Raw genomic sequence first — 26404 nt, 5'->3', positions numbered from 1 at the left:
CCTAGCTTATTATGTATTCTGAAAACCGTTACTTGGCCTGCTGGGCCAGCGCGGCCTGTATAAAGCCGCTAAAGAGGCCATGACCATCGCGGGGTGACGAAGTGAATTCCGGGTGGAACTGGCAGGCAACAAACCAGGGATGATCCGGCACTTCAACCACTTCCACCAGCTCGCCATCGGCGGAGCGGCCGGAGATGCGCAGCCCTGCTTCTTCCAGCTGGGTCACGTAGTTGTTGTTCACTTCATAACGATGACGGTGACGCTCGACAATACGGGTCGAGTCATAGGCGCGGGCCACATGGGAGCCTTCCAGCAGCTGGCACTCCTGGGCACCCAGACGCATGGTGCCGCCCAGATCCGTGCTTTCGTCACGTACTTCGACATCGCCCTCGGACGTCGTCCACTCGGTAATAAGACCGATCACCGGATGCGCGCTCTTGGGTTCAAATTCGGTGGAGTTGGCGCCGACGAGACCCGCCACGTTGCGGGCATATTCAATCACCGCAACCTGCATGCCCAGACAGATCCCCAGATAGGGCACCTTGTTCTCGCGAGCATACTGTACGGCCATGATCTTGCCTTCCACGCCACGCTCGCCGAAACCGCCCGGTACCAGGATTGCACTAACGCCCTTGAGGACATCAACGCCTTCCTGCTCAACGGTTTCAGAGTCGATATAGCGAATATTGACCTTCTTGCGAAACTTGATGCCAGCGTGAGAGATGGACTCGATCAGCGACTTGTAGGCATCCAGCAGTTCCATGTACTTGCCGACCATGGCAATGGTGACTTCACCTTCTGGGTTCAGGTGCGCATCGGCCACCTGATCCCACTCGCTCAGATCCGCCGGCGGGCAATCCAGGTGGAAGCGTTCAACGACGATATCGTCGAGGTTCTGATCCTTGAGCATGCGCGGAATGCTGTAGATGGTTTTGGCATCCGGCAGGGAAATAACAGCGCGTTCTTCCACGTTGGTAAACATGGACAGCTTGCGGCGGGACGAAGCCGGCAGCTCCTTCTCGGAGCGGCACACCAGAATGTCCGGCTGAATACCGATGGAGCGCAGCTCTTTCACCGAGTGCTGTGTCGGCTTGGTCTTGGTTTCGCCGGCGGTGGCGATATAGGGCACCAGGGTCAGGTGCATGAAGAGCGCACGGGAGAAGCCCAGCTCGGCCTTCAGCTGACGCACAGCTTCCAGGAACGGCAGGGACTCAATGTCACCCACGGTGCCACCGATTTCAACCAGTGCCACATCTGCATCGCCGGCACCTTCGATTACGCGACGCTTGATCTCGTCGGTAATGTGCGGGATCACCTGAACGGTACCGCCCAGGTAGTCGCCGCGGCGTTCCTTGAGCAGCACGTGCTGATACACACGGCCGGTGGTGAAGTTATTGCGACGGCCCATGGTGGTACGAATAAAGCGCTCGTAGTGACCCAGATCCAGGTCAGTTTCGGCGCCATCTTCCGTCACGAATACCTCACCATGCTGAAACGGGCTCATGGTCCCTGGATCGACGTTGATATACGGATCCAGCTTGAGCATGGTGACTTTCACACCTCGGGCCTCAAGAATGGCGGCCAAGGAAGCGGATGCAATGCCTTTGCCCAGCGAGGACACAACACCACCGGTGACGAAAATGTAACGCGTCATGCAAAACCTGTATGGTCGAAGGTTGAAAAAATGCGGGAAAATTACGAGCACGAGATGGGGCCACAGGATAGCAAAAGCCCCCCTTGCAGACAATCGGAACCTTGCCCGCTACTACAGCCAGACACAGGTCACGTGCCTCCCAGGTGCCGAAACTTTTATCCCAAACACGCTACCCCAGATCACGCCATGCCCAAACATGCTTGCGCCGACTCGCCGCACAAGGCTGGCGCCTAAGCGGGATGCCAGCCAGCACTATAGCCCTGATTACCGCACTCGGCCTGCCAGCCTTCACAGACCCAGAGTCCCGGCACGGCGACAATCTCGTCACCACACACAAACAGAGGCCATGTATCGCGCAGCCAGGGTAGCACCCCGTACTCCTGAAACAGTTTTTTAAGCGGATGAGAGCCACTGCGCCCCGCGGGTCGACAACGCTCACCCTCACGCCTGTAGCGCACAGTCACCTGCTCCAGCGTACGCAGAACAAGCTTCTGCTGCTCCCTGTGCACCAGGATGGAATGGTCTTCAGCCCGCGTCGCGACAATCGACAGGCGCCCGTGCTGCAATGCTATATCACCCGGTGCAAGCCTGATCTGTGCCAGCATCTCAGCGCTGGCGGCCTGGGGCTGCGCCAGCAGGAAGAGGTCACCGCGATAACGCCGCAGACTGTATGCACCGATCCGCAGTTGCGGCTGCCGATCCTGTCCGGCCCGCAGCACGTCCTGCTCGATGCGTGCCAGCAGCGGCCCATTGACAATGACCCCGCTAGCGGCGGTCAGCCAGTGGCGCAGCAGGTTACGCTGGCGCGGTAACGACAGGGCGCTCAGCGCGGCGCCTGTCAAGCCGCCCTGCGGCCCCCGACAGGCCTCTAGATCGTCCCGCGCCAGCTCCTTCAGCAGCTCGGCACTTTCATCCAGCAGCCCCGCACTCAAGCCCATGCGCGCCTGCACGCCTGGCCAGCGTTCGATCAGCGGCGCCATAACACGGTGGCGGATAAAATTGCGGTCATAATCGATCGCACTGTTGGACGGATCGTCCACCCAGCTTAAACAGTGCTGTCGAGCCCAGCGCTCGAGTTCCGCACGCCTCACATCCAGCAGCGGGCGCAGCAGTTGCGCCTCGCCAATGGCTCGTTGACGTGGCATGCCCGCCAGACCCTTGGGGCCGGCACCACGAATAAGGCGCAGCAGCAACGTTTCAGCCTGATCATCACTGTGATGCCCCTGCAGCAGCAGGTCGCCCGGTCGAAGTTCCCGCGCGAATGCATGGTACCGGGCGTCGCGTGCATCCGCCTCTGAAGCCGAGGCAGGCGCTACATTCAGCACCCGAATCGCCAGCCCCAGCGCCTGTGCCTGGGCCACGCAGTGCGCCGCCCAGGCATCGGACTCTGATTGCAGGTGATGATTGACGTGGAGCAACAGGATGCGGGATGGGTCCAGCACCCGGGCGGCCAGCTCGACCAGCACCCGGGAATCCAGACCGCCACTGTAGGCGATCAGCCAGCGCCGGACATGATGCTGCTCAGCCAGTTGTCGCTCAAACGTCTGCAGCAACCCATCAGCTGGCATCAGCGCGCCTCAGAGACAATCAGTCGCGGCTAAGACCATAGGACATCAGGCGCTCGTAGCGACGCTCCAGCAGCTCTTCGATCGGCAGGGCTTCAAATTTTTCCAGAGCCGTCAGCAGCTCCAGCTTCAGATTCGCTGCCGTCAGGGCCGGATCACGGTGCGCGCCGCCCAGCGGCTCGCTGACCACATGATCCACCAGGCCCAGCTCATGCAGACGGCCGGAGGTAATCCCCATGGCCTTGGCCGCATCGGCCGCGCGCTCGGCGCTTTTCCACAGGATGGACGCACAGCCCTCCGGGGAAATAACCGAGTAAGTGGAGTACTGCAGCATCAGCAGCTTGTCGCAGACACCGATCGCCAGGGCGCCGCCGGAGCCGCCTTCACCCACAACGGTGGAGATAATCGGCGTTTTCAGGCAGGACATCTTCGCCAGGTTGAAAGCGATGGCCTCGGACTGACCGCGCTCTTCGGCATCGATACCGGGATAGGCACCCGGGGTGTCGATAAAGGTCAGCACCGGCATCTTGAAGCGCTCACCCATCTCCATGATGCGCAGCGCCTTGCGGTAACCTTCCGGACGCGGCATGCCGAAGTTGCGACGAATCTTTTCCTTGGTCTCGCGGCCCTTCTGGTGACCGATCACGACCACGGGTTTGCCGTCCAGCCGGGCGATACCACCGACGATGGCGGCGTCATCGGAAAAATGCCGGTCGCCGTGAATTTCATCGAAGTCGTCGAAAAGGTGACTGACATAATCGAGGGTATAAGGGCGCTTGGGATGACGCGCCAGCTGCGAAACCTGCCAGGCGGACAGGTTGGAGAAGATGGACGCGGTCAGATTGCGACTCTTCTCCCTCAGTTTGCCAAGCTCTTCCGACAGGTTGATGTCGCTGTCATCGCCGACATGACGCAGCTCTTCGATCTTCGCTTCCAGTTCAGCAATGGGCTGTTCGAATTCGAGGTAATTCGGGTTCATTCGCGTCTGCTTCCGCTCTGCAATTCGGTTACTTGAAGATCATTCTTGAAGAACAACAAACGGGCAATTCTACCCGTTGAGTCCTGTGATAACCACCCCGCACATGACCAGGCAGCGACCGGCCTCAATAGCGCAGCGCCACCGCCCCTGCGCCAAAGCGATCCAGCAGCTTGAGCACCAGGTCATCACTGGCCTGTACCTTCCAGCTGTCACCGAAGGGCAGACAGGCCTCGGCATCGGGGCGCCTGTAGCGCAGCGTCACCGCCATGCTGCCATTGCCGCGGTGACTCTTCAGCACCTCGACCAGCTCGCGCAGCCGGCGGCCACCGAGGCTCTGACTGTCACCACTAATCTCCAGGCAGCGGGCATACTGCGCCCTGGCTTCGCTGATATCCATCACCCGGCTACCCTTGACCTTGAGGCCACCGTTGTAGTCATCCTGCAGCACTTCACCTTCCATGATCAGCACTGCATCCTTGTTCAGCTTGCTGCGGGCCAGCTCGTAAGCCTCGCCATACAGGGTCACATCGATGCGGGCGCTGCGATCATCCAGGGTGACAAAACAGAGCGAGTCGCCCTTCTTGGTTTTCTTCAGCCGCAGATCCACCACCAGACCCGCCATCTTCTGCTGCCGCCCCCGGGCCGGCTGCACATCGGAAATTTTCTTGCTGATAAAATGGCTCAGCTCTTTCTGGTACTCATCAATGGGGTGGCCGGTCAGATATAACCCCAGGGTGTCCTTTTCGCCGGTCAGGCGTTCCTTGTCGGTCCACTCTCGTACGCGACTGTAGTCGGCGTAGGGATCGCGGGCCTCTTCCACCGGCATTTCACCAAACAGGTCGAACATGCCGGCGTCCTGATTGCGCGCGCTCTGATCCGCCGCCTTGAGGGCATCGGGGATGGACTCAAACAGCACAGCGCGACTCGCGCCCAGGCGATCCAGGGCGCCGGAGCGCACCAGCGCTTCCATCACGCGCTTGCTGAGCTTGCGGGCACCCACACGCTGGCAGAAATCGAAAATATCGCTGAAATCCCCCTGACCATCCTTGCGCGCCTGCACTATGGCATCGATGGGGCCTTCACCCACGCCCTTGACCGCGCCCAGGCCATAGACAATTTCCCCGGCCGGGTTGACGGTAAACATGTATTCACTGCTATTTACATCCGGCACCGCCGGCGCGAGGCCCATGTTGCGGCACTCTTCGATGAAGATAACCACCTTCTCGGTGTTCTGCATATCGGAGGAAATAACCGCCGCCATAAAGGGCGCCGGGTAGTGCGCCTTGAGCCAGGCGGTCTGATAAGACACCAGTGCATAGGCGGCGGAGTGGGACTTGTTAAAACCGTAGCCGGCGAATTTTTCCACCAGATCGAAGATGTTACCCGACAGGTCGCGGTCGATGCCCTGCTGCTCACAGCCTTCCAGGAAGATGGCGCGCTGCTTGGCCATTTCTTCGGGTTTTTTCTTGCCCATGGCACGGCGCAGCATGTCGGCGCCGCCGAGCGTATAGCCCGCCATGACCTGGGCGATCTGCATGACCTGTTCCTGGTACAGGATGATGCCGTAGGTCGGTTCCAGCACGGGCTGCAGGCTATCGAGCTGGTAATCCACGTGCGGCCAGGCCATTTCGGCGCGGCCGTGCTTGCGGTTGATAAAGTCATCCACCATGCCCGACTGCAGCGGCCCCGGCCGGAACAGGGCCACCAGGGCGACAATATCCTCGAAGCGGCTGGGTTTGAGGCGCCGTACCAGGTCCTTCATGCCGCTGGACTCTAGCTGGAATACCGCCGTGGTTTCGGCGCTCTGCAGCAGATCGAAGGTGGTCTTGTCTTCCAGATCAATCAGCGTGATATCCAGCGGCGCTTCGCCCGCCGGCACGCGGATCTTGTTGATCGTTTTCAGCGCCCAGTCGATGATGGTCAGGGTCCGCAGACCCAGGAAGTCGAACTTGACCAGCCCGGCTTCCTCGACATCGTTCTTGTCGAACTGGGTTACCAGACCCTCGCCAGCCTCGTCGCAGTAGGTGGCGGCGAAGTCCGTCAGCTTGGTTGGCGCTATAACCACACCCCCGGCGTGCTTGCCGACACCGCGGGTCACCCCTTCCAGCTTGTAGGCCATCTCCATGATTTCCTGTGCTTCTTCGCTGGACTCCACGAATTCGCGCAGCTGGGATTCCTGCTCCCAGGCCTTGCCAAGCGTCATGCCGACTTCAAACGGAATCAGCTTGGAGAGCCGGTCCGCCAGACCAAAGGGCTTGCCCTGCACACGGGCAACGTCGCGCACCACCGCCTTGGCCGCCATGGTACCGAAGGTGATGATCTGAGACACCGCATCGCGACCGTAGGTACGGGCCACGTAGTCGATCACCTTGTCGCGGTTATCCATGCAGAAGTCGATATCGAAGTCGGGCATGGAGACACGTTCCGGGTTCAGGAAGCGCTCGAACAGCAAGTCATATTCCAGCGGGTCCAGATCGGTAATCTTCTGCGCATAGGCCACCAGGGAGCCGGCACCCGAACCACGCCCCGGCCCCACGGGTACGCCGTTCTCCTTGCCCCACTTGATGAAGTCCATAACGATGAGGAAGTAGCCGGGAAAGCCCATCTGGATGATGATTTCGAGCTCGAACTCGAGCCGGTCTATATACAGCTGGCGCTTGGCATCGTAGTCCGGATCGGTACGGTCAAGCAGAATCTCCAGCCGCTCTTCCAGGCCATCGAAGCTCACCTGACGGAAATAGTCATCCATCAGCATGCCTTCGGGCACAGGGAAGCGCGGCAGGTAGTAAGTGCCCAGCTCAATCTCGACATTGCAGCGTCGGGCAATCTCGACGCTGTTGGCTAGCGCCTCCGGAATATCGGCGAAGAGTTCATGCATTTCCGCCGCCGAGCGGAAATACTGCTGATCGCTGTAATCCCGCGGCCGCCTGGAGTCGTCCAGAGTACGGCTGAGGTTGATGCAGACACGCGCCTCGTGGGCATCAAAATCCTCTGCCTTGAGGAACATCACCTCATTGGTGGCGACCAGCGGGCAATCGGTTTCGTGGGCCAGGGCAACACTGGCGTGCACCAGATCCTCCTCACCCTGACGCCCCGTGCGCTGCACCTCCAGATAATAGTTATCCGGGAATATCTCCATCCATTCGCGCAGCACGGCAATAGGCGATACCTTGTCCGACTGCATGGCCCGACCCACTTCCCCCAGACGCCCGCCGGACAGCGCGATCAGGCCCTCTGAGCGCTCACGAATCCAGGCTTTCTTCAGAATCGCCTTTTCACCGACGATATTCTGGCCTTCGGCATAGGCCTGGGACACCAGCTCCATCAGGTTGCGATAGCCCTTGCCATTGCGCACCAGCAGCGTCATGCGATGGGGCTCGCCCGCGGGATCTGCCTCGTTCATGACATGCACATCGACGCCACAGATGGGCTTGATGCCGGCGTTCAGTGCAGCCTTGTAAAACTTGATGGTGGCAAAGAGGTTGCTCTGATCGGTCACCGCCACCGCCGGCATGCCGGCGGCCTTGGCTGCCGCGACCGCTTCCTTGACCCGCACCAGCCCATCAACCAGGGAGTATTCGGTATGCAGACGCAGGTGAACGAATTGGGGTGTCGCCATGGGGTCTCAGTCTCCGGGTTGCAGCAGTTCACGCACGGGGCGAAAACTGCGGCGATATTCAGGCAGGGGCCCCAGACGGCGCAGCGCGGCCAGATGGGCCGGCGTCGGGTAACCCTTGTGTTGCGCAAAACCATAGTCGGGATGCAGACGGTGCAGATCAGCCATCTCCTGATCTCGCACCACTTTGGCAATAATCGAGGCGGCACTGATCGCAGGCACCTTGGCGTCACCCTTGATCACGGCCTCGCTCGGACAGGCCAGCTGCGGGCAGCGATTGCCGTCGATGAGGGCAAAGTCGGGCTGTATGGATAACCCTGCCACCGCGCGCTGCATCGCCAGCATGCTGGCATGCAGAATATTCAGTTCATCAATTTCGGCCGGGCTGGCCGAGGCCACGCACCAGGCCAGCGCCTTGTCACAGATTTCGCTGTACAGCGCCAGGCGCTTCTTTTCGCTCAGCACCTTGGAGTCCGCCAGCCCCAGGATCGGACGTGAAGGGTCCAGAATAACGGCAGCAGCCACCACATTGCCGACCAGGGGCCCGCGGCCAACCTCATCGACACCGGCCACATTCTTGTCGGCGCCCTGCTCTACTTCGAAAAAATCAAATTCCTGCCGCTGCATTTACAACGACCTGTCGGCGAGCAGCTGCACGATCGCCTCGGCGGCGCGCTCGTCGGCATCGCAGTTGAGCTGGGCATGTATCTCGGCGAAACGTTCACGCAGCATGGCGGCATGGGCCGGATCTTCCAGCTGCTGCAGCAACAGTGGCCCCAGCACCTCGGGGCGCACTTCATCCTGCAGCACTTCAGGCACCAGGGGCGCATCGGCCAGCAGGTTGGGCAGGGAAATAAAGCGGCTCTTGATCAGCCGTGACAGTATGCGGTGCGTCAGCCCGGCCATGCGATAGGCCACCACCATGGGCTTTTTCAGCAGCATGGCTTCCAGGGTCGCGGTGCCTGAGGCGATCAGAATAACATCGGCGGCCTGCATCAGGCTGCGGGACTGCTTCAGATACAGCTCGACCTGCAGATCGGCAAACTCGGTGTCGATCAGCTCGCGCAGCGTCTGCAGCCGGGTTTCGTTCGCCGCCGGCAACACAAAGCGCAACTGCGGCCGGCGCTGCTTGAGCCAGCGGGCCGTTTCCAGGAAGGGCCGCGCCAGATACTTCAGCTCGCCGCCACGGCTGCCGGGCAGCAATGCCACGACCTCATCCTCCACCGCCAGGCCGAGCTGCCCACGCGCCTCGGCGGTATCGGGCTGCAGCGGAATCTGGCTGGCCAGGGGGTGACCGACAAAACAGACACGCTGACCATTCTCCTGATAAAAGCGCGCCTCAAACGGAAACAGCGTCAGCATCAGATTGGTGGTCTGCAGAATCTTGAACACACGTTTGCGCCGCCAGGCCCAGACCGATGGGCTGACATAATGCACCGTGGGGATGCCTGCGCGACGCAGCGCACCTTCCAGGTTAAGGGTAAAGTCCGGCGCGTCTATACCGATAAACAGATGCGGGCGCGTGGCGGTGAAGTGCTGGCGCAAGTTACGGCGAATACCCATCAGTTCAGGCAGCCGGCCGAGCACCTCGACCAGCCCCATCACCGACAGACGCTCCAGTGGATAGAGCGAGCGGCAGCCCGCGGCAATCATCAGATCACCGCCGATACCTTCGACTTCAAGATCGGGGAAGCGCCGGCGCAACGCTTCAATCAGACCGGCTCCCAGGATGTCCCCCGAAGCCTCTCCGGCAACAATGCCGATACGCAGTGACTGCGACACCGGCCGCTACCGGATGATGCCGCGGGTCGAAGCCTGCAGCGAATCAATCAACAATTGCAGTTCCGGGCAGTTGCTACGCATCTGCTCCAGCTGTTCCAGCGCCTGTTCCAGCGTCAGACGCTGGCGATAGATCACCTTGTAAGCCTGACGCAGGGTGCGCAGCGCCTCGGGCGAATAACCCCGGCGGCGCAGGCCTTCGGTATTAATGCCGTGCGGCGTCGCTGTATTGCCGGTGGCCATGACATAGGCCGGAATATCCTTGAGCACCACACTGCCGGCACCGCACATCACATGGGCGCCTATATGGCAGAACTGATGCACGGCGGTAAAACCGCCCAGAATGGCGTGATCGCCCACGTGCACATGGCCTGCCAGCGCCGCATTGTTGGCCAGGATCACATGGTCGCCCACCATGCAGTCATGGGCCACATGAGTGTTGGCCATGAAGAGGTTATGACTGCCGATGCGGGTCAGGCTCTGATCCTGCACAGTGCCACGGTGCACAGTCACGCCTTCGCGAAAGATATTGTGATCCCCCACTTCGAGCCGCGTCGGCTCACCGGCGTACTTCTTGTCCTGGCACTCCTCACCAATGGAGGCGAACTGGAAGATACGGTTATGTCGCCCGATCCGGGACGGGCCCCGGACAACCACATGGGGGCCTATAACCGTACCTTCACCGATTTCTACATCGGGTCCGATGATACTCCAGGGTCCGACCTCCACGTCGGACGCAATCTTGGCACTGGCATCAACAATGGCGTGGGAGTCGATCAAGGGTTACACCTTTCTATCTGCACACAGAATGGTTGCGGAGCTGACGGTATCGCCGTCGACGGAGGCACGGACAGCAAATTTCCAGATGCCACGACGCTCGGACAGTTTGCGGGCTTCCAGACGCAGCTGGTCACCGGGTACCACGGGACGCTTGAAGCGCAGGTCGTCAGCACCAACGAAGTAATAGATTGAACCGTCCTGGGGCTTCTTGTCCATGGTTTTGAAGCCAAGGATGCCCGCCGCCTGCGCCATCGCCTCGACGATCAGCACACCCGGCATGACAGGATGGCCAGGGAAATGGCCGTTGAAGAACGGCTCGTTAACCGTAACATTCTTGATCGCGACGATGGACTCACCCACTTCCAGCTCAAGCACCCTGTCAACCAGCAGAAAAGGGTATCGGTGAGGCAGATACTCCCGGATTTCCTTAACGTCCATCATCATTCTTTATGACCTTCAATAGAATTAAGCTCGATTGTCTGTTCCAGTTTTGCAACGCGCCGGGCGAGTTCATCCAGCTGTTTGAAACGCACTACATTGCGCTTCCAACTCTGGTGCGGTTGCAGTCCCGTGCCTGACGAATAGGCGCCAGGCTGGGAAATCGACTTGCTCACCAGCGACATCGCGGTGATATGGGTACCGGCGGCAATTGTCAGGTGACCGGTAATGCCCGACAGGCCCGCGATAGTGCAGCGCTCGCCGATTTTAGTGCTTCCGGCAACAGCGGTACCGCCGGCAATGGCAGTATCCGCGCCTATGTGCACGTTGTGAGCGATCTGAATCTGGTTATCCAGTTTCACACCGTCACCAATAAAGGTGTCGTCCAGCGCGCCTCTGTCAATGGTCGTGCCGGCACCGATTTCGACATCATCGCCAACGGTGACGCCGCCCAGCTGACAGATTTTCACCCAGCGGCCAGATTCCGGGGCAAAGCCAAAACCATCAGCCCCCAGTACCGCGCCTGAGTGAACAATGCAGCGCGCCCCCAGGGTGACGCTATCATACAGCACCACACCGGCCTCGACCCGGCTGTTTTCACCGATACGACAGGAGGCACCGATCACGGCATGGGCACCAATGAAAGCACCCGCAGCGATCACCGAGCCCGCGCCTATCACCGCCTGGGCACCAATCTCGGCGCCGGGATCCAGCTGCACGTCCGCCGCCAATACCGCCGTGGGGTGAACACCTGGCAGCAGCTCGCTGCGCCAGTCAAACAGCTGACTCACCCGGGCATAGGCCAGATAGGGGTCATCCACCAGAATGGCCACCTGGGACACCGAGTCCAGATGCTCCGCACGCACCAGTACGGCACCGGCCTGGCTTGCGCGCAGCTGCGGCAGATAACGTCCATTGGCAAAAAACGAAAGCTGGCCTGGGCCAGCTGATTGCAGGGTCGCGAGGCCGGAAACCCGGTAGTCCGGATCTCCCTGCACCTCGCCGCCGATCAGGTCGGCGATGTCCTGAAGCCTGATAGTTCGAGTAGCCGCCATCGGGGCCTAGAGCTTGTTCAGCTGTTCGATGACCAGAGGCGTGATATCCAGTTCGGTACGGATAAACACCGTCGCCTGCTTGGCCAGCACGACATCAAAGCCCTTTTGCTTGATCAGGTCGCGAATAACCTGATCCAGCTTGGGACGCATCTCCTGCAGGAAGTCGCGCTCACGCTCGGCCCTTTTCTGCTGCAGCTCCTGTCCCATTTTCTGATACTGGCCATAGGCCTTCTGGAACTGCAGTGCGAGTTGCTTGGCATCATCGCTGGATTGCAGGCCCTGATTCTTGCGCAGCTTGTCCTGCAGCCCCTTGGCCTGCTTCTCCATCTCGACAACCTGCTTTTCCTCGGAGGCCAGCTCGCGCTTGAGGCCTTCCCGGAAAGTGGCGGCCGCCTTGGATTTCAGCAAGGCCTCTTCAACACTTAATACAGCAATGGATTCAGCCGCTGCCTGCAGCGAAAACACAGCAACCAGCACCAGCAGCATGCCACGAATTGCGTTCATCATAGGTCCTTAAAATGTCTGCCCAAGAGCAAACTGGAAGAATTCAGTATCGTCACCGTCCTGATCATTCAGCGGTACCGCCAGCGCAATCGACAGCGGACCCACCGGCGTCAGCCAGCTCAGACCCACACCCACCGAGTAGCGAATATCGCCAAAATCGACACCCTCGGTACAGTTGCTCGCACCCGCCAGGCAGTCGGTGGTAAAGACATTACCGGCATCCATGAATGCCAGGGTACGCCAGCCCGTCTGGTCGCTGATAAAGGGCGTCGGGAAAATCAGTTCCAGCGAGCCCACCACCAGGACGTTGCCGCCGAAGGGGTCTGCGTCGGTGCTGGAGTCACGTGGCCCCAGGGAGTTGTTCTTGTAACCACGCACGGTTTTCAGGCCGCCGGCATAGTAGTTCTTGAAGAACGGATAGGCGTTACCCCCCAGGCTATCGGCATAGCCGATACGCCCGCCGGCACCCAGCACCCAGGTCTCGACACTGTTCAGTGGCTTGAAGTACTCGCTGCGGTACAACCCTTTAATGTACGTCAGATCACTGCCCGGCACCGCCGCTTCGAGTGACAGGCTCTGGGAGTAGCCACTGGTCGGGAAGATGCCACGGTTGAGGTGGTTATCCGTCCAGGATGCCTTGAGCAGCCAGTTCAGATAAGTATCGTCCCCTTCCTCTGCAATAAAGGTCGTGATCTCCGGTGCCGTTGAGTCAAAGGTGTTGATGCTGATGGATTCAAAACCAGCCCCAAAACTCAGGCGCTGATAGTCATCAATCGGGTAACCGAAGTTCACCCCGGCACCGTATTCATCGGTGGTGTAGCTACTGACGTCGTCTTCGTCGAAGTCTCGCTCGCGGTAGAAAACATCGAAGCCACGGCTGACGCCATCAACGGTGTAGAACGGATCCGTATAGTTGAAACTGTATTCAGTCAGGGTCGAGCTGTTGGACAGGTTAAAGCCCACCTTCTTGCCGCTGCCAAAGAAATTGTCCTGCTGTACGCCCAGCTGCAGGATTATGCCATCGCTCTGGGAGAAACCGACCGCGGCAGTAAACTGACCCGACGGTTGCTCAGCAACGGTGTACTCCACATCCACCTGATCATTGGTGCCGGGCACCGGACGCGTCTGCACATCCACCGACTTGAAGTAGCCGGTACGGGACAGCCGTTCCTTGGAATTCTCGATCTTTTCGGCAGAGGCAATGCCCGCTTCCATCTGGGTCAGCTGCTGACGCACCACTTCATCGGCGGTAGTGGTGTTGCCCTTGATCAGGATACGGCGCACATAGGTACGCTGACCCGGCTCGATGAAGTAGCGCAGCGAAACCGTATTGTCGTCCTCATGCAGCGTGGGCACGGGGCTGACGTTGGCAAACATGTAGCCGTTGTCACCCAGCTTGCGCACCAGGCGCTCCTGGGAGTCGGTCATGCGCTGACGCGAAAAGACCTGTTCGGATTCAACCTGCAGTTCGGCTTCGAGCTCTTCGCGTGGCACTGCCATGGTGCCGGCAAGATCGACATCCCGCACCCGGTACTGCTCGCCTTCGGTGACGTTAACCGTAATGTAGACGTGTTTTTTGTCGGGCGAGATACTGACCTGGGTCGAGTCGACCGCGAAATTGATGTAGCCGCGATCCAGATACCAGGAACGCAGGCGCTCAATATCACCCGACAGCTTTTCCCGCGAATAACGATCGTCATCCGTGATAAAGCTCCAGAAGCTCGGCAGTTTCAGCTCGAACAGCTGATCCAGCTCTGCGTCGTCAAACACACTGTTGCCAACCACGTTGATGTGCTGAATGGTGGCGACTTCACCTTCGCGAATATCGATATTCAGCGCCACCCGGTTGCCCGGCAGAGGCTCAACGTCTGCGGAGACGGCAGCGCCGTAGCGCCCCTGAGCGACGTAGAGGCGCTGCAGGTCCAGCTGAATGCGATCGAGTGCCGCACGCTTGAAGACTTCGCCTTCCTGCAGACCGCTCTGCTTCAGACCCTCGAGCAGATCCTTCTCCTTGAGTACCTTGTTACCCTCAAGGCGGATCAGGCTCACCGACGGCCGCTCTTTCAGGCGCAGTACCAGCACATCGCCGTCGCGCAGCAACTCGACATCATCGAAATAGCCGGAGCCGAACAGCTGCCTGGACGCCCGCGTAAGATCGTACTGCGAGACCAGATCGCCGGTGGCTATCGGGAAGTTGCGAAACACGTTCCCGGGCTCAATCCGCTGCAGTCCTTCCAGACGGATATCGGTTACGGTAAAAGGTGTGATGGCGGCGTGCGCCAGACTCCCCCAGCATATCAGGGAGAAAAGAAGCCCCAGTCTGAGTTTCATGAACTACTTCTTATTCCGTCGAAAAAACAGGCAACCATGCCATTTCTACAGCCGCATCAGGTCATTAACGATTGCAACTGCCATCAGGGTAAACAATAAAGCCATACCGATCCTGAGCCCGAACATCTGCACCCGTTCGCTGACGGGTTTGCCTCGCAATGCCTCAAGCCCGTAGTAAAACAGGTGTCCACCATCCAGCATCGGGATAGGGAGCAAATTCAACACCCCAAGACTAATACTCAGATATGCCAGAAAACTGACAAAGGACTCAAGCCCGGACGCCGCCGAGGCCCCCGCCACTTTAGCAATGGTGATCGGGCCGCTCAAGTTTTTTACCGAGATCACACCCTCGAGCATTTTCCAGATGGACTCAAGGGTTAAACCTATCATTTGTCCGGTTTTGGCAACCGCCACACCCAGCGCCTCTACAGGGCCATAACTCAGCGTGCGCTCCATCTCCGCCGGCCAGCTGATCGCCTGCACGCCTGCCCCTATATAGCCGATGGGGCCCGCCTCGCTGTCACGCGCTTCCGGTGTCAGCGCTATATCGAGCCGACCGCCACTGCGCTCCACCACCAGCTGCAGTGGCTGGCCGGCACTGGCGCGCACCCGCTCAACCAGTGCCATCCAGTCGTCGATGGCGTCACCGTCAATGCTCAGTATCCGATCACCGCTGCGCAGACCTGCAGCCGCCGCCTGACCGCCGTCCAGTAGCTGACCGAGAATGGCCGGCACCGGCGGCTGATAGGGTCGCAGGCCCAGTGCACGCAGCGGGCTCTCGCGCTCGACATCGACCTGCCAGGCATCCAGCCGCACCGGATAAGTCACAGGCATAGTGGCATCGTCATAGCGCACGCGCAGGGACAGGGTCCGACTGTCACCAATATGGGACGCCAGACGCAGATTCAGCTCTTCCCAGGAGTGCAGGTTGTTGCTATCGAGCCCCACCACTTCGCCGCCGGGCTCAACACCGGCCTCATAGGCGGGCGTACCTGGCAGAACCTGACCGATCACCGGCGCTACTGCACTTACACCAACAACGTACATGGCCCAGTAGGCCAGCACGGCAAACAGCAGATTAACCACAGGACCGGCCGCCACTATGGCACTGCGCGCCCACAGCGGCTTGTTGTTGAAGGCCTGGGAGCGCAGGGCTTCGGGAACAGCCTCCTCGCGTTCGTCCAGCATGCGCACATAGCCACCCAGCGGTATGGCGGCCACCACATACTCGGTGCCCTGGCGATCACGCCGGGACCAGAGTGGCTTGCCAAAACCCACGGAAAAACGCAGCACCTTGACGCCACAGCGCCGGGCGACCCAGAAGTGCCCCCACTCATGAATGGTGACCAGCAACCCCAGGGTAACAATGGTGGCTAGCAAGGTATGCAGAATACTCATCACAACTCCACGCTGGCTTCAGGCAATTAACCACATCCCAAGCACAAATACGGGAGCGGCGGCCGTCAGGCTATCGATTCGATCCAGTACACCACCGTGCCCTGGCAACATGCAACCACTGTCCTTGATACCCTGATGACGCTTGAGCATGCTTTCGAACAGATCACCCAGCACGGACGCAAGACCGGTGCACAGGGACAGCACGACGAGATAGACCAGCTGCGGCAGTGGGAGTTCACGGGCCAAGCCATAAACCGCGCCGACCAGCACGCAGCACAGCAAGCCGCCCCAGAGACCCTCGCGGGTCTTGCCAGGGCTGACATTGGGCGCCAGCTTGTTGTGCCCCCAGGTCTTGCCGCTGATATAGGCACCGATATCCGATGCCCATACCAGCAGCAGCAGCAACAGGATCAGCACGCCGCCCTGATCGAGCCGCTTGAGCTCAACCAGCGCAAACCAGCTACTGATCAGCACCAGATAACCGATAGCCAGCCGGCTGCTGCGGGCATGCCAGACACCCACGCCCGGATAGTTCACCACCCAGTACAGCGCCAGCAGCCAGAAGATAACGCTGAGCAGCATCAGCAGCTGCACCGGCACCCAGGGCTTGATAAGAATACAGAGCCCGAGCAGCACGCCCAGGCCGCCACTGAAGATCAGACGGGATGACAGCCGCTCAAAGCCTGCCAACTGACTCCACTCCCAGGCCCCCAGCAGCATGGCCGCCGCCACAAAAAGCTCAAAACCCGGCAGCGGCAGCAAAAATACGCCCGCCAGGGTCATCGGCGCCAGCACCAATGCCGTAAGTAGTCGCTGTTTAAGCACCGCGTTCCGCCTCTATCTGTTCACTGGTCTTGCCAAAGCGGCGCTGACGGCCACAATAGTCTCTGATGGCCGCGTTCAACTCTTCCTTGCCAAAATCAGGCCAGAAACAGTCCGCAAAATAGAGTTCGGTATAGGCCAACTGCCAGATCAGGAAGTTGCTGATTCGCTGTTCCCCCGCCGTGCGTATGCACAGGTCAGGCCTGGGCTGATCCGACAGCATGCAGTAGCCATCGAACAGCGCCTCATCCACCGCATCAGGATCCAGGGTACCAGCGACGCAGTCGCGGGCAACCGCAGCGGCGGCCTGAGCAATATCCCAGCGCCCGCCATAATTGGCAGCGATATTCAGATTGAGGGTAGTGTTGCCGGCCGTGAGCGTTTCAACTTCTTCCATCTTGCGCTGCAAGGAAGCGCTGAAGCGACTGCGATCGCCAATAATGCGCAGACGAATGCCGTTCTTTTCCAGCTTGCGCGCCTCACGCTCGAGCGCACGCAAAAACAGTTCCATCAGCCCTTTGACCTCAAGCGCCGGACGGCGCCAGTTCTCGCTGCTGAATGCAAACAGGGTAAGAGATTCCACGCCCTGTTCGATACAGCCTTCGATCACCTGACGCACGCTCTCGACGCCCGCGCGGTGGCCCGCAAGGCCTGGCAGGCGACGGGCTTTGGCCCAACGGTTATTGCCATCCATGATGATGGCAATATGACGTGGCAACTCCGTGCCCAAAGTATTATTGGAAATATTATTCACCGACATAAGACAATACGCGGGGCACCCGACACCCAGGTACCGGGCGCCCCGGTGGTCATCAAATTTCCATCAAGTCCGTTTCTTTCTGCTCAAGCAGCTTGTCTACTTCAGCTACGTACTTGTCCGTGAGTTTCTGCACCTGGTCTTCGGCACGACGGCCTTCGTCCTCGGAGACTTCCTTGTCCTTGAGCAGGTCCTTGATCGTGCCATTGGCATCGCGTCGCACGTTGCGAACCGATACACGGCCGTTCTCCGCTTCCTGACGCGCCTGGCGGATATAGCCCTTGCGGGTTTCTTCAGTCAGCGCCGGCATTGGCAGACGGATGGTATCGCCATTGGTCGAGGGGTTAAGCCCCAGATCGGATTTCATGATCGCTTTTTCGATCACGCTGACCATCTGCTTTTCCCAGGGATTGATTGCCAGAGTGCGGGAATCTTCCACACTCACGTTGGCTACCTGGGTTATAGGTACATCGCTGCCGTAATAGCTGATGGTCAGCGAATCCAGAATACTCGGATGAGCACGTCCGGTACGAATACGTTTGAAGTGATCAACCAGAGACTCGATGCTCTTGGCCATGCGGACTTCTGCGTCTTTAACTATTTCATTCAGCATATTTTTCTCCTACTCCTTCAGCGCCGTCTATCAGAGTGCCTTCTTCACCACCTACAACCAGATTGACCAGTGCACCGGGTTTGTTCATGTTGAACACCCGTACCGGCATCTGATGGTCGCGTGTCAGACAAATGGCCGTGAGATCCATGACGCCGAGCTGCTTCTCGATCGCTTCGTCATAATTGAGATGCACGTAGCGCTTGGCCTTCGGATCTTTCATGGGGTCTGCGGTATAGACGCCGTCCACCTTGGTCGCCTTGAGTACCACATCCGCTTCCACCTCGATGCCCCGCAAACAGGCGGCGGAGTCCGTGGTAAAGAAGGGATTGCCGGTACCGGCGGCAAAGATCACGACATCGCCCTGATTCAGGTAGCGCATTGCATTGCGACGGTCATAATGATCGACAACGCCACTCATGGGAATCGCAGACATGACACGGGTATCGATATTACTGCGTTCCAGCGCATCACGCATTGCCAGCGCGTTCATCACGGTGGCCAGCATGCCCATATGATCTCCGGTGACCCTGTCCATGCCGGCCGCGCTCAGCGCCGCACCACGGAACAGATTGCCCCCGCCGATAACCATACCGACCTGCACGCCGATACCGACCAGCTGGCCGATTTCAAGCGCCATGCGGTTCAGCACCTTGGGATCAATACCGAAGTTATCGTCGCCCATCAGGGCTTCGCCGCTCAACTTGAGGAGAATACGTTTATATCTGGAGTGTCTGTCACTGGCAGGCATCTAGAAGTCTCCGCTCAAACGAGATCAGGTCAGTGTAGCAAGGAGGAAGATTGCGCCAGACAGGCGCAATCTGTGTCACAAAGCGTGATCAGCCTTTCAGCTGAGCAGCAACTTCTGCAGCGAAATCGGTCTTTTCGACCTCGATGCCTTCACCCACTTCAACGCGGACGAAAGACAGGACTTCACAGCCCGCCTGCTTAACCAGCTCACCGACTTTCTGCTCAGGGTTCTTGACGAACGCCTGCTCAACCAGGCTGTTCTCGGCCAGGAACTTGGCGATACGGCCCACAACCATCTTCTCGGCGATTTCTGCCGGTTTGCTGGCCATGTCCGGCTGCGCCAGAATGATTTCTTTCTCTTTGGCAACCACTTCAGCCGACATGTCTTCCTTGCGGACAACCTGCGGGTTGACGGCAGTCACGTGCATGGCGACATCTTTGGCCAGTTCAGCTTCACCGCCGCTCAGGGCAACCAGTGCCGCCAGCTTGTTGGTGCTGTGAACGTAGAAACCAACGGTGTTGCCTTCAACCAGAATGGCGCGACGAACAGAGATGTTTTCGCCGATTTTCTGTACCAGAGCTTCGCGGGCGGCATCCAGTTCACCAACCATCAGCGCAGCAACGTCGGTCTGCTTGGAGGCGAAAGCCTGCGCCAGAACCTTGTCAACAAACGCCAGGAAACCGGCATCGCGCGCAGCGAAGTCAGTTTCAGAGTTAACTTCGATAGCAATAGCGTAGCTGTTATCGTCGGCCACTTTAACGGCAACAACACCATCAGCCGCTGTACGGCTTGCTTTCTTGGCAGCCTTCATACCGGACGCTTTGCGCAGATCTTCGATCGCAAGCTCGATGTCGCCGTTCGCTTCAGCCAGTGCTTTTTTGCACTCCATCATGCCCAGGCCGGTACGCTCGCGCAGTTCCTTGACCAGCGCAGCAGAGAAGTTAGCCATGTCGTTTTTCCCCATCTATTCACGTATTAACGCATTGATTCAAATTCAAAAAAGGGGAGCAGAGCCCCCCTTATGCAAGTACGAAGAGACTATTCAGTCTTTTCGACAGGGCGATTACTCGCCCGCCGTCTCTTCTACTTCAACGAATTCGTTTTTAGCACCGCCCTGTTCAGCACCTTCGACGCAAGCATCAGCTGCAGCCTTGGCGTAGATCTGAATGGCGCGCAGAGCGTCATCGTTGCCCGGGATGACATAATCAATGCCGTCCGGGTTGCTGTTGGTATCAACAATACCGATAACCGGGATACCCAGCTTGTTGGCTTCGTTGACAGCAATGCGCTCATGATCAACGTCGATCACGAACAGTGCGTCCGGCAGGCCGCCCATTTCCTTGATACCACCAATGGAACGTTCCAGCTTTTCCATTTCGCGCTGACGCATCAGTGCTTCTTTCTTGGTCAGCTTGGCGAAGGTACCGTCAGCAGACTGGGCTTCCAGGTCACGCAGACGACGGATGGACTGACGAATCGTCTTGTAGTTAGTCAGCATGCCACCCAACCAGCGATGGTTGACATACGGCATGCCTGCACGGCTGGCTTCTTCCTGGACGATCTTGCTAGCTGCACGCTTGGTACCAACGAACAGGATCTTGTTCTTGTTGGTGGCCATACCTTTAACCACATCCAGGGCGCCATTCAGGGCCGGCAGGGTGTGCTCGAGGTTGATGATATGAATCTTGTTGCGTGCGCCGAAAATGAACTTGGACATTTTCGGGTTCCAGTAGCGAGACTGGTGACCAAAGTGAACGCCTGCCTTAAGCAGGTCACGCATAGTGACTTTTGCCATCTGATAAAACTTCCTAAATTTTAATGGGTTAAACCTCCACGTATCCCAGCATCCAACCGCGAGCGGCACCCTGGAAACTGTGTCGATACGTGTGTGGCGATATTCCCCAAAGCTAGGGCGCTTTTAGGGAGGCGGATTTATACCATAGCGGAGGTCGTTTTTGAAGCGCGGCTTTCGCTCGGGGAGCATATTTCGCTACAATCCCAGTACTTGGCCGCAAGCGAGCATTGTCGGCAACACATGAATGAAGAATCACGACGAGACGCCATGACTATCAGCATCAAGACACCCGAAGACATCGAAAAAATGCGCATTGCCGGTCGCCTGGCCGCAGAAGTGCTGGAGATGATCGAGCCGTTCGTAAAGCCCGGCGTCACCACCAATGAGCTGAACCAGATCTGTCACGACTATATCGTCAACGAGCAGAAGGCCATTCCGGCACCGCTAAACTACCACGGTTTCCCCAAGTCGATCTGCACCTCCGTCAACCAGGTGGTCTGCCACGGCATTCCCAATGACAAGGCGCTGAAAAACGGCGACAGCATCAATATCGACATCACCGTCATCAAGGACGGCTACCACGGCGACACCAGCAAAATGTTCCCGGTCGGCAAGGTCGCACCCCATGTTGAACGCCTGGCTGAAGTGACCCAGGAATGCATGTACAAGGCCATCGCCCTGGTCAAACCCGGTGCCCACCTGGGTGACATCGGCCACGTGATCCAGCAGCACGCCGAAGCCAATCACTATTCAGTGGTCCGCGAGTACTGCGGCCACGGCATCGGCCTGGAGTTTCACGAAGACCCCCAGGTACTGCACTACGGTCGCCCGGGCACAGGCGTGGAGCTGCGCGAAGGCATGATCTTCACCATCGAACCGATGATCAACGCCGGCAAGCGCCACGTCAAACTGTCCAAAAAGGATGGCTGGACCGTCGAAACCATTGACCGCCGCCTCTCTGCCCAGTGGGAGCACATGATCCTCGTCACCGCCGATGGCCATGAAGTTCTGACCCTGCGCACTGAAGAATCACTCTGATCATTCATCTAGAGGCTGCCCATGTCGACCCCCACCCCTGACGACACCCCGCTGCTGGATGTTGCAGCTTTTCAGTGCGCACTGGATGCAGCCCGCTCCCCGGTACCGATTTTCAAAAAAACCATCAGGGACGCCCAGGAGCGCATGCACAAGCGCTTTCGGGACGGGGAAGATATCCGCAAGCTTATCTACGGCCGCGCCTGGATCATTGATCAGGTTCTGTGCGCCGCCTGGAACCTGTTCGAGTGGCCGGACGATCAGCACATCGCCCTGGTGGCTGTGGGCGGCTACGGCCGCGGCGAGCTGCATCCACATTCGGATGTCGACATCCTGATACTGTTCAACGGCATCGAGGCCGAGTCCGCCCAGGACAGCATCAGCGGCTTCCTGACACTGCTGTGGGACATGTCGCTGGACATCGGCTCCAGCGTTCGCAGCGTGGACGAATGCTACGAAGAAGCCCGCAGCGACATTACCATCGCCACCAACCTGATCGAGTCACGCACCCTGGTGGGCAACCCCCAGCTGCAGCTCGACACATACGAGCGCGTGACTTCGGAAGGCGCCTGGACCGACCGCGAATTTTTTATCGCCAAGCTCAACGAGCAGCGTGACCGCCACGAGCGCACCAACAACACCGAGTACAACCTCGAACCCAACCTCAAGACCTCCCCCGGCGGCCTGCGCGACCTGCAGACCATCGGCTGGGTGGCCAAGCGCCACTTTGGCGCCACCTATATTCGCAATCTGGTGGATCACGGCTTCCTGACCGAGTCCGAGCTCGACATCCTCAACAAGGGCGAGCTCTACCTCTGGACCGTGCGCTATGCGCTGCACATGCACTGCAAGCGCCGTGAAGATCGCCTGCTGTTCGACCACCAGCGCACCCTGGCCGAGTACTTTGGCTACAAGGATCAGCAGGGCGCTCTGGCCGTCGAGCAGTTCATGAGCAAGTACTACCGCATCGCCAAGGCCATGTCGGAGTTCAATGACATGCTGCTGCAGTACTTCGATGAAGCCATACTCAAGGCCGACGACGAACAGCTCATCAGGCCGCTGAACAAGCGCTTTCGCATCCACAATGACTATATAGAAGTGCGCAGCCCGACGACCTTCACGCGCCACCCCTTCGCCCTGATGGAGCTGTTTGTCCTGCTGGCCCACAACCCGGCCATCAAGGGCGTGCGAGCCTCCACCATCAAGCAGATTCGCGACCATCGCCACCTGATTGATGACGATTTCCGCACCGATATCCGCAACACCTCGCTGTTCATGGAACTGCTGCGCTCCCCGGATGGCGTCTCCACCGAACTCAAGCGCATGAACCGCTACGGCATCCTCGGCCGCTACCTGCCGGAATTCGGCGAGATTGTCGGCCAGATGCAGCACGACCTCTTCCACATCTACACCGTGGATGCCCACACGCTCAAAGTCATTCAGAAGATGCGCCAGCTGCGCCACAACGACTACCGCGAACAGTTCCCCATCGCCCACCGCATCGTCAATCAGCTGCCCAAGATAGAGCTGCTCTATATGGCGGGCCTCTATCACGACATCGCCAAGGGCCGTGGCGGCGACCATTCGGAGCTCGGCGCCGAGGATGCGCTGAAATTCTGCCAGAACCACCACCTGGGCAAGTGGGATTCCCACCTGGTGGCCTGGCTGGTACGCAACCACCTGCTGATGTCCATGACCGCCCAGCGGCGTGATATTTCGGACCCGGAAGTGATCCACCGCTTTGCCAAGCATTGCGGCGATGGCGTCCACCTGGATTATCTCTATGTGCTGACCGTGGCGGACATTAACGCCACCAACCACACGCTGTGGAACAGCTGGCGCGCCACCCTGCTGCGCCAGCTCTACACCGAAACCAAGCGGGCGCTGCGCCGCGGGCTGGAAAACCCGGTCAATATCGAAGACCGCATCGAGGAACTGCAGACCGACGCCCTCGCCGCCCTGCGCCGCAAGGGCATTCACGACAAGGATGTGCAGGAGCTCTGGAGCAATATAGGCAACGACTACTTCCTGCGCGAAGATGCCAATAATGTCGCCTGGCATACCGAGGCCATTCTGGAGCACGGCCGCAACAAGCTTCCGCTGGTACTGGTGAAGAAAACGTCCTACCGGGTGTACGAAGGCGCGACCGAGATCTTCATTTACAGCGAAGACCTGCCCAACCTCTTTCCCGCCACAGTCGCAGCACTGGATCAGCTGCACCTGAGCATCCAGGATGCACGCATCATCCTGACCGACGACGGCCGCACCCTCAACACCTATTCGGTGCTGACCGAAGACAACCTGCCGCTGTCGGAAAACCCCGACTATCTGGCCAACATCAGACACACCCTGGTGGAGGAACTGGATGACCCGGACGACTTCCCGGACATCATCCAGCGCCGCGTACCCCGCGCCCTCAAGCTGTTCGCCACCCCGACCCGGGTAACCATCAGCAACGACCCTGTCATGCAGCAGACGGTACTGGAAGTCAGCAGCCCCGACCGCCCGGGTCTGCTGGCGCGCATTGGCAGCATCTTTGTCGAATTTGGCATTTCGGTACGCAAGGCCAAGATCGCCAGTATCGGCGAGCGCGTGGAGGATTACTTCTTTATCACCGACGCCAACGAGCAGCCCATCAGCGACCCTGAGTTGTGCCACCAGCTGCAGGACACCATCTGTCGCCAGCTGGATGAACAGGTCCAGCAGGAACACTGAGTCCGCCTCAGAGCCTAGATCGAATGCAACCCTGTACGCCGGAAGCCCCCGGCGTGCATTCCAATCCGACATACGCCGGAACAACAGGCACCGGCACAGGACATATCATGAATAAGCAAACCCGCACCGAGATTGAAGCCGCCGTTTTTCGCCGCCTGCTTGAACATCTGGATAATCGCAAGGACGTGCAGAATATTGACCTGATGAATCTGGCGGGCTTTTGCCGCAACTGCCTGTCCAAGTGGTATGTTGCCGCCGCCGACGAACAGGGGGAAAGCGTCGATTACGAACAGGCCCGCGAACGGGTCTACGGCGAGCCCTACGCCCAGTGGAAGGAAAAGCATCAGGCTGAAGCCAGCGCTGAACAGCTGGCCCAGTTCAAGCAATCAGCCCCGAAAGACTGATCCCCCGACGGAGCGCTAAACATCTTAGCGCTCCGACACCACCCAGGCCCGCTGCACCTGGCTCAGATCCAGCTCCAGGATGGTGGCATAGGTATCATCCTGCACCGGGTAGGACTTCACCACCCGGGCACCGCGCACAATGCCGGACACAGCCGCGCGAAAGCGGTCATTCTGCATCACCATGTCGTTGACCTGAGTCGTTCCGTACAGGTACTGCCCGTGCACCACTGCGGCCAGCTCCTGATAGGCGCGCAGCTTGGATGCCCGCATGGCCAGCAGCACCCGGTGCTGCTCGGTCTGCCCGGGCTGCAAGCTGATGGGAGCATAGCCGGTCGCCGTCACCAGTTCGGGCGCCCGACGCTCAACCTCCTGCGGCCGGCCTGTATAATGCGCCGATGACGCCTGCCAGCCATGCTGCACCGAACTGCAGCCCATCAGCAACGCAAGCGCAACGCCTGCCAGGCTCAGCCTGACTCCAGCCGTCATGTTCATTGTTTCAACCCCACAGGACCACGGCCATTCTCGATAATCATGCCGGCCTCCAGCGCCTGCAATGGATCAAACCCTGGCAGCGCACCCTCGAGGCGTGCATCCGGCACATGGGTCTGCCCGCTGGCGAGTACCTGACGCGTGGTGGTATCCAGCACCCGCGCATTCAGCACTATGCCGTCGGGATAGCGGGCGTAAGTACCGGTCAGCACGAAATAAATACGATTGCGACTGAACAGCACCGACAGGTTCTGCCGCGACAGTGGCGCCTTTTCGGTGGTGGTAAGACTCAGGGCGCGGTAGTCGATCAGGTTGTACTGCGCCTGCTGCATCTGATAAATGAAGTTCTCCGCCACCCGCTCTCCCAGCAGATCCCTGGCCGTTTCCGCCGTATCAGTGCCCAGCTCAACAAAGGGCAGTACCGCCATGGGCAGGCGCTTGACGCGATGCTCCCGCAAGCCGATCGACAGCTGGCGCACCATCTGCGCTACGGCCTCGCTCATGGGGTCCGTCAGCGCCTGGGACTCCAGCAGGCTCAGGGGTGCACCGCGGGACACCCCGCCCGCACCGACCGAGCCCTCGGCACCAAGCTCGCGCAGCTGCGCCACGGCGCCATCACCGAAGGACTCCACCTGCACCGCCACGGGAGGACGCTCTTGCATGGCACAACCCGTCACCAGCAGCACCAGTGCCCCAGCCAGTCGTTTCATTCTTGTCATCCGTCATTGATCCGCAGCCAAGTTAGTGTACTGCTTCGCCCTTCAAGGCACTTTTAGCGGCTCGCCCGAAGGGAGCTCGCCAATTCGCGCCCTGCGACGTTGCCGTTCTTGGCAAGAGCCCCACTATTACCGGCGAACGGCGCCTTGCCGGACACGAATTGGCGGGCTCTATAAGCACCCATTAGGGCGAAACAGTACACTAGCACAA

The 26404-nt window shown here is 59.3% G+C and carries 23 protein-coding genes; 3 read left to right on the top strand and 20 right to left on the bottom strand.

Annotated features, from left to right (window positions below):
• Positions 1 to 28: 28 nt before the first annotated feature.
• The 18 genes from A8C75_RS02975 to rpsB form a co-directional block, all read right to left on the bottom strand.
• Entirely contained in the window at positions 29 to 1654 is a 1626-nt protein-coding gene (locus A8C75_RS02975) for a CTP synthase (RefSeq protein WP_067377907.1), read from the bottom strand.
• Between the two features lie 230 nt (positions 1655 to 1884).
• Positions 1885 to 3222 (bottom strand): tRNA lysidine(34) synthetase TilS, encoded by a 1338-nt coding sequence (gene tilS, locus A8C75_RS02970; protein WP_084783687.1) that lies wholly within the window; start codon positions 3220 to 3222, stop codon positions 1885 to 1887.
• 19 nt (positions 3223 to 3241) lie between these two features.
• On the bottom strand, positions 3242 to 4198 hold the full coding sequence (gene accA, locus A8C75_RS02965; RefSeq protein WP_067377904.1) for an acetyl-CoA carboxylase carboxyl transferase subunit alpha: 957 nt from the start codon (positions 4196 to 4198) through the stop codon (positions 3242 to 3244).
• 124 nt (positions 4199 to 4322) lie between these two features.
• Positions 4323 to 7817 carry a DNA polymerase III subunit alpha gene (gene dnaE, locus A8C75_RS02960; RefSeq protein ID WP_067377901.1) on the bottom strand — a complete coding sequence of 1165 codons (3495 nt, stop codon included), beginning with the start codon at positions 7815 to 7817 and terminating at the stop codon, positions 4323 to 4325.
• 6 nt (positions 7818 to 7823) lie between these two features.
• Positions 7824 to 8441 carry a ribonuclease HII gene (gene rnhB, locus A8C75_RS02955; protein WP_067377898.1) on the bottom strand — a complete coding sequence of 206 codons (618 nt, stop codon included), beginning with the start codon at positions 8439 to 8441 and terminating at the stop codon, positions 7824 to 7826.
• Complete coding sequence (gene lpxB, locus A8C75_RS02950; protein WP_067377895.1) at positions 8442 to 9596, bottom strand: lipid-A-disaccharide synthase; 1155 nt, start codon at positions 9594 to 9596, stop codon at positions 8442 to 8444. It lies immediately after the preceding gene.
• Between the two features lie 6 nt (positions 9597 to 9602).
• Positions 9603 to 10373 carry an acyl-ACP--UDP-N-acetylglucosamine O-acyltransferase gene (gene lpxA / locus A8C75_RS02945; RefSeq protein ID WP_067377892.1) on the bottom strand — a complete coding sequence of 257 codons (771 nt, stop codon included), beginning with the start codon at positions 10371 to 10373 and terminating at the stop codon, positions 9603 to 9605.
• Between the two features lie 3 nt (positions 10374 to 10376).
• Complete coding sequence (gene fabZ, locus A8C75_RS02940; protein ID WP_227819822.1) at positions 10377 to 10817, bottom strand: 3-hydroxyacyl-ACP dehydratase FabZ; 441 nt, start codon at positions 10815 to 10817, stop codon at positions 10377 to 10379.
• Positions 10814 to 11866, bottom strand: coding sequence for a UDP-3-O-(3-hydroxymyristoyl)glucosamine N-acyltransferase (gene lpxD / locus A8C75_RS02935; protein ID WP_067377886.1), 1053 nt, complete (start codon positions 11864 to 11866; stop codon positions 10814 to 10816). The genes fabZ and lpxD overlap by 4 nt, the downstream gene beginning before the upstream one ends.
• Positions 11867 to 11872: 6 nt before the next feature.
• Positions 11873 to 12370: an OmpH/Skp family outer membrane protein gene (locus A8C75_RS02930; protein ID WP_067377883.1), complete on the bottom strand. Its 498-nt coding sequence runs from the start codon at positions 12368 to 12370 to the stop codon at positions 11873 to 11875.
• Between the two features lie 9 nt (positions 12371 to 12379).
• Entirely contained in the window at positions 12380 to 14701 is a 2322-nt protein-coding gene (gene bamA / locus A8C75_RS02925) for an outer membrane protein assembly factor BamA (RefSeq protein ID WP_067377880.1), read from the bottom strand.
• Positions 14702 to 14746: 45 nt separating this feature from the next.
• Positions 14747 to 16099, bottom strand: a complete 1353-nt coding sequence (gene rseP / locus A8C75_RS02920; protein WP_067377877.1) for a sigma E protease regulator RseP — start codon at positions 16097 to 16099, stop codon at positions 14747 to 14749.
• A gap of 18 nt (positions 16100 to 16117) precedes the next feature.
• A complete protein-coding gene (locus A8C75_RS02915) occupies positions 16118 to 16924 on the bottom strand; it encodes a phosphatidate cytidylyltransferase (protein WP_067377874.1) in 807 nt (268 codons plus the stop codon).
• A complete protein-coding gene (gene uppS / locus A8C75_RS02910) occupies positions 16917 to 17681 on the bottom strand; it encodes a polyprenyl diphosphate synthase (RefSeq protein WP_067377871.1) in 765 nt (254 codons plus the stop codon). Before uppS ends, A8C75_RS02915 begins: the two co-directional genes overlap by 8 nt.
• A gap of 52 nt (positions 17682 to 17733) precedes the next feature.
• A complete protein-coding gene (frr, locus tag A8C75_RS02905; RefSeq protein ID WP_067377867.1) occupies positions 17734 to 18291 on the bottom strand; it encodes a ribosome recycling factor in 558 nt (185 codons plus the stop codon).
• Positions 18281 to 19039, bottom strand: a complete 759-nt coding sequence (gene pyrH, locus A8C75_RS02900) for a UMP kinase (RefSeq protein ID WP_067377864.1) — start codon at positions 19037 to 19039, stop codon at positions 18281 to 18283. The genes frr and pyrH overlap by 11 nt, the downstream gene beginning before the upstream one ends.
• A gap of 88 nt (positions 19040 to 19127) precedes the next feature.
• Complete coding sequence (gene tsf, locus A8C75_RS02895; RefSeq protein WP_067377861.1) at positions 19128 to 19988, bottom strand: translation elongation factor Ts; 861 nt, start codon at positions 19986 to 19988, stop codon at positions 19128 to 19130.
• Positions 19989 to 20102: 114 nt separating this feature from the next.
• The gene (rpsB, locus tag A8C75_RS02890) at positions 20103 to 20834 is read right to left on the bottom strand and encodes a 30S ribosomal protein S2 (protein WP_067377858.1); all 732 of its coding nucleotides are present in this window, start codon (positions 20832 to 20834) and stop codon (positions 20103 to 20105) included.
• 267 nt (positions 20835 to 21101) lie between these two features.
• On the opposite strand from rpsB, the gene map reads away from it, so the two are divergent.
• The 3 genes from map to A8C75_RS02875 all read left to right on the top strand — a co-directional run bounded on the left by map (position 21102) and on the right by A8C75_RS02875 (position 24988).
• Positions 21102 to 21872: a type I methionyl aminopeptidase gene (gene map, locus A8C75_RS02885; RefSeq protein WP_067377855.1), complete on the top strand. Its 771-nt coding sequence runs from the start codon at positions 21102 to 21104 to the stop codon at positions 21870 to 21872.
• Positions 21873 to 21893: 21 nt separating this feature from the next.
• Positions 21894 to 24584, top strand: a complete 2691-nt coding sequence (locus A8C75_RS02880; protein WP_067377852.1) for a [protein-PII] uridylyltransferase — start codon at positions 21894 to 21896, stop codon at positions 24582 to 24584.
• A gap of 107 nt (positions 24585 to 24691) precedes the next feature.
• Positions 24692 to 24988, top strand: coding sequence for a DUF1244 domain-containing protein (locus tag A8C75_RS02875; protein WP_067377849.1), 297 nt, complete (start codon positions 24692 to 24694; stop codon positions 24986 to 24988).
• 24 nt (positions 24989 to 25012) lie between these two features.
• On the opposite strand, the gene A8C75_RS02870 is transcribed toward A8C75_RS02875, so the two are convergent.
• Together A8C75_RS02870 and A8C75_RS02865 are read right to left on the bottom strand one after the other, a co-directional pair.
• Positions 25013 to 25480, bottom strand: a complete 468-nt coding sequence (locus A8C75_RS02870; RefSeq protein WP_067377846.1) for an LPP20 family lipoprotein — start codon at positions 25478 to 25480, stop codon at positions 25013 to 25015.
• The gene (locus tag A8C75_RS02865; protein ID WP_067377843.1) at positions 25477 to 26187 is read right to left on the bottom strand and encodes a FlgO family outer membrane protein; all 711 of its coding nucleotides are present in this window, start codon (positions 26185 to 26187) and stop codon (positions 25477 to 25479) included. Before A8C75_RS02865 ends, A8C75_RS02870 begins: the two co-directional genes overlap by 4 nt.
• Between the last annotated feature and the right edge of the window lie 217 nt (positions 26188 to 26404).

Source organism: Marinobacterium aestuarii (assembly GCF_001651805.1).
Taxonomy (GTDB): domain Bacteria; phylum Pseudomonadota; class Gammaproteobacteria; order Pseudomonadales; family Balneatricaceae; genus Marinobacterium_A; species Marinobacterium_A aestuarii.
This window is presented reverse-complemented; position numbering and strand designations above follow the sequence as displayed.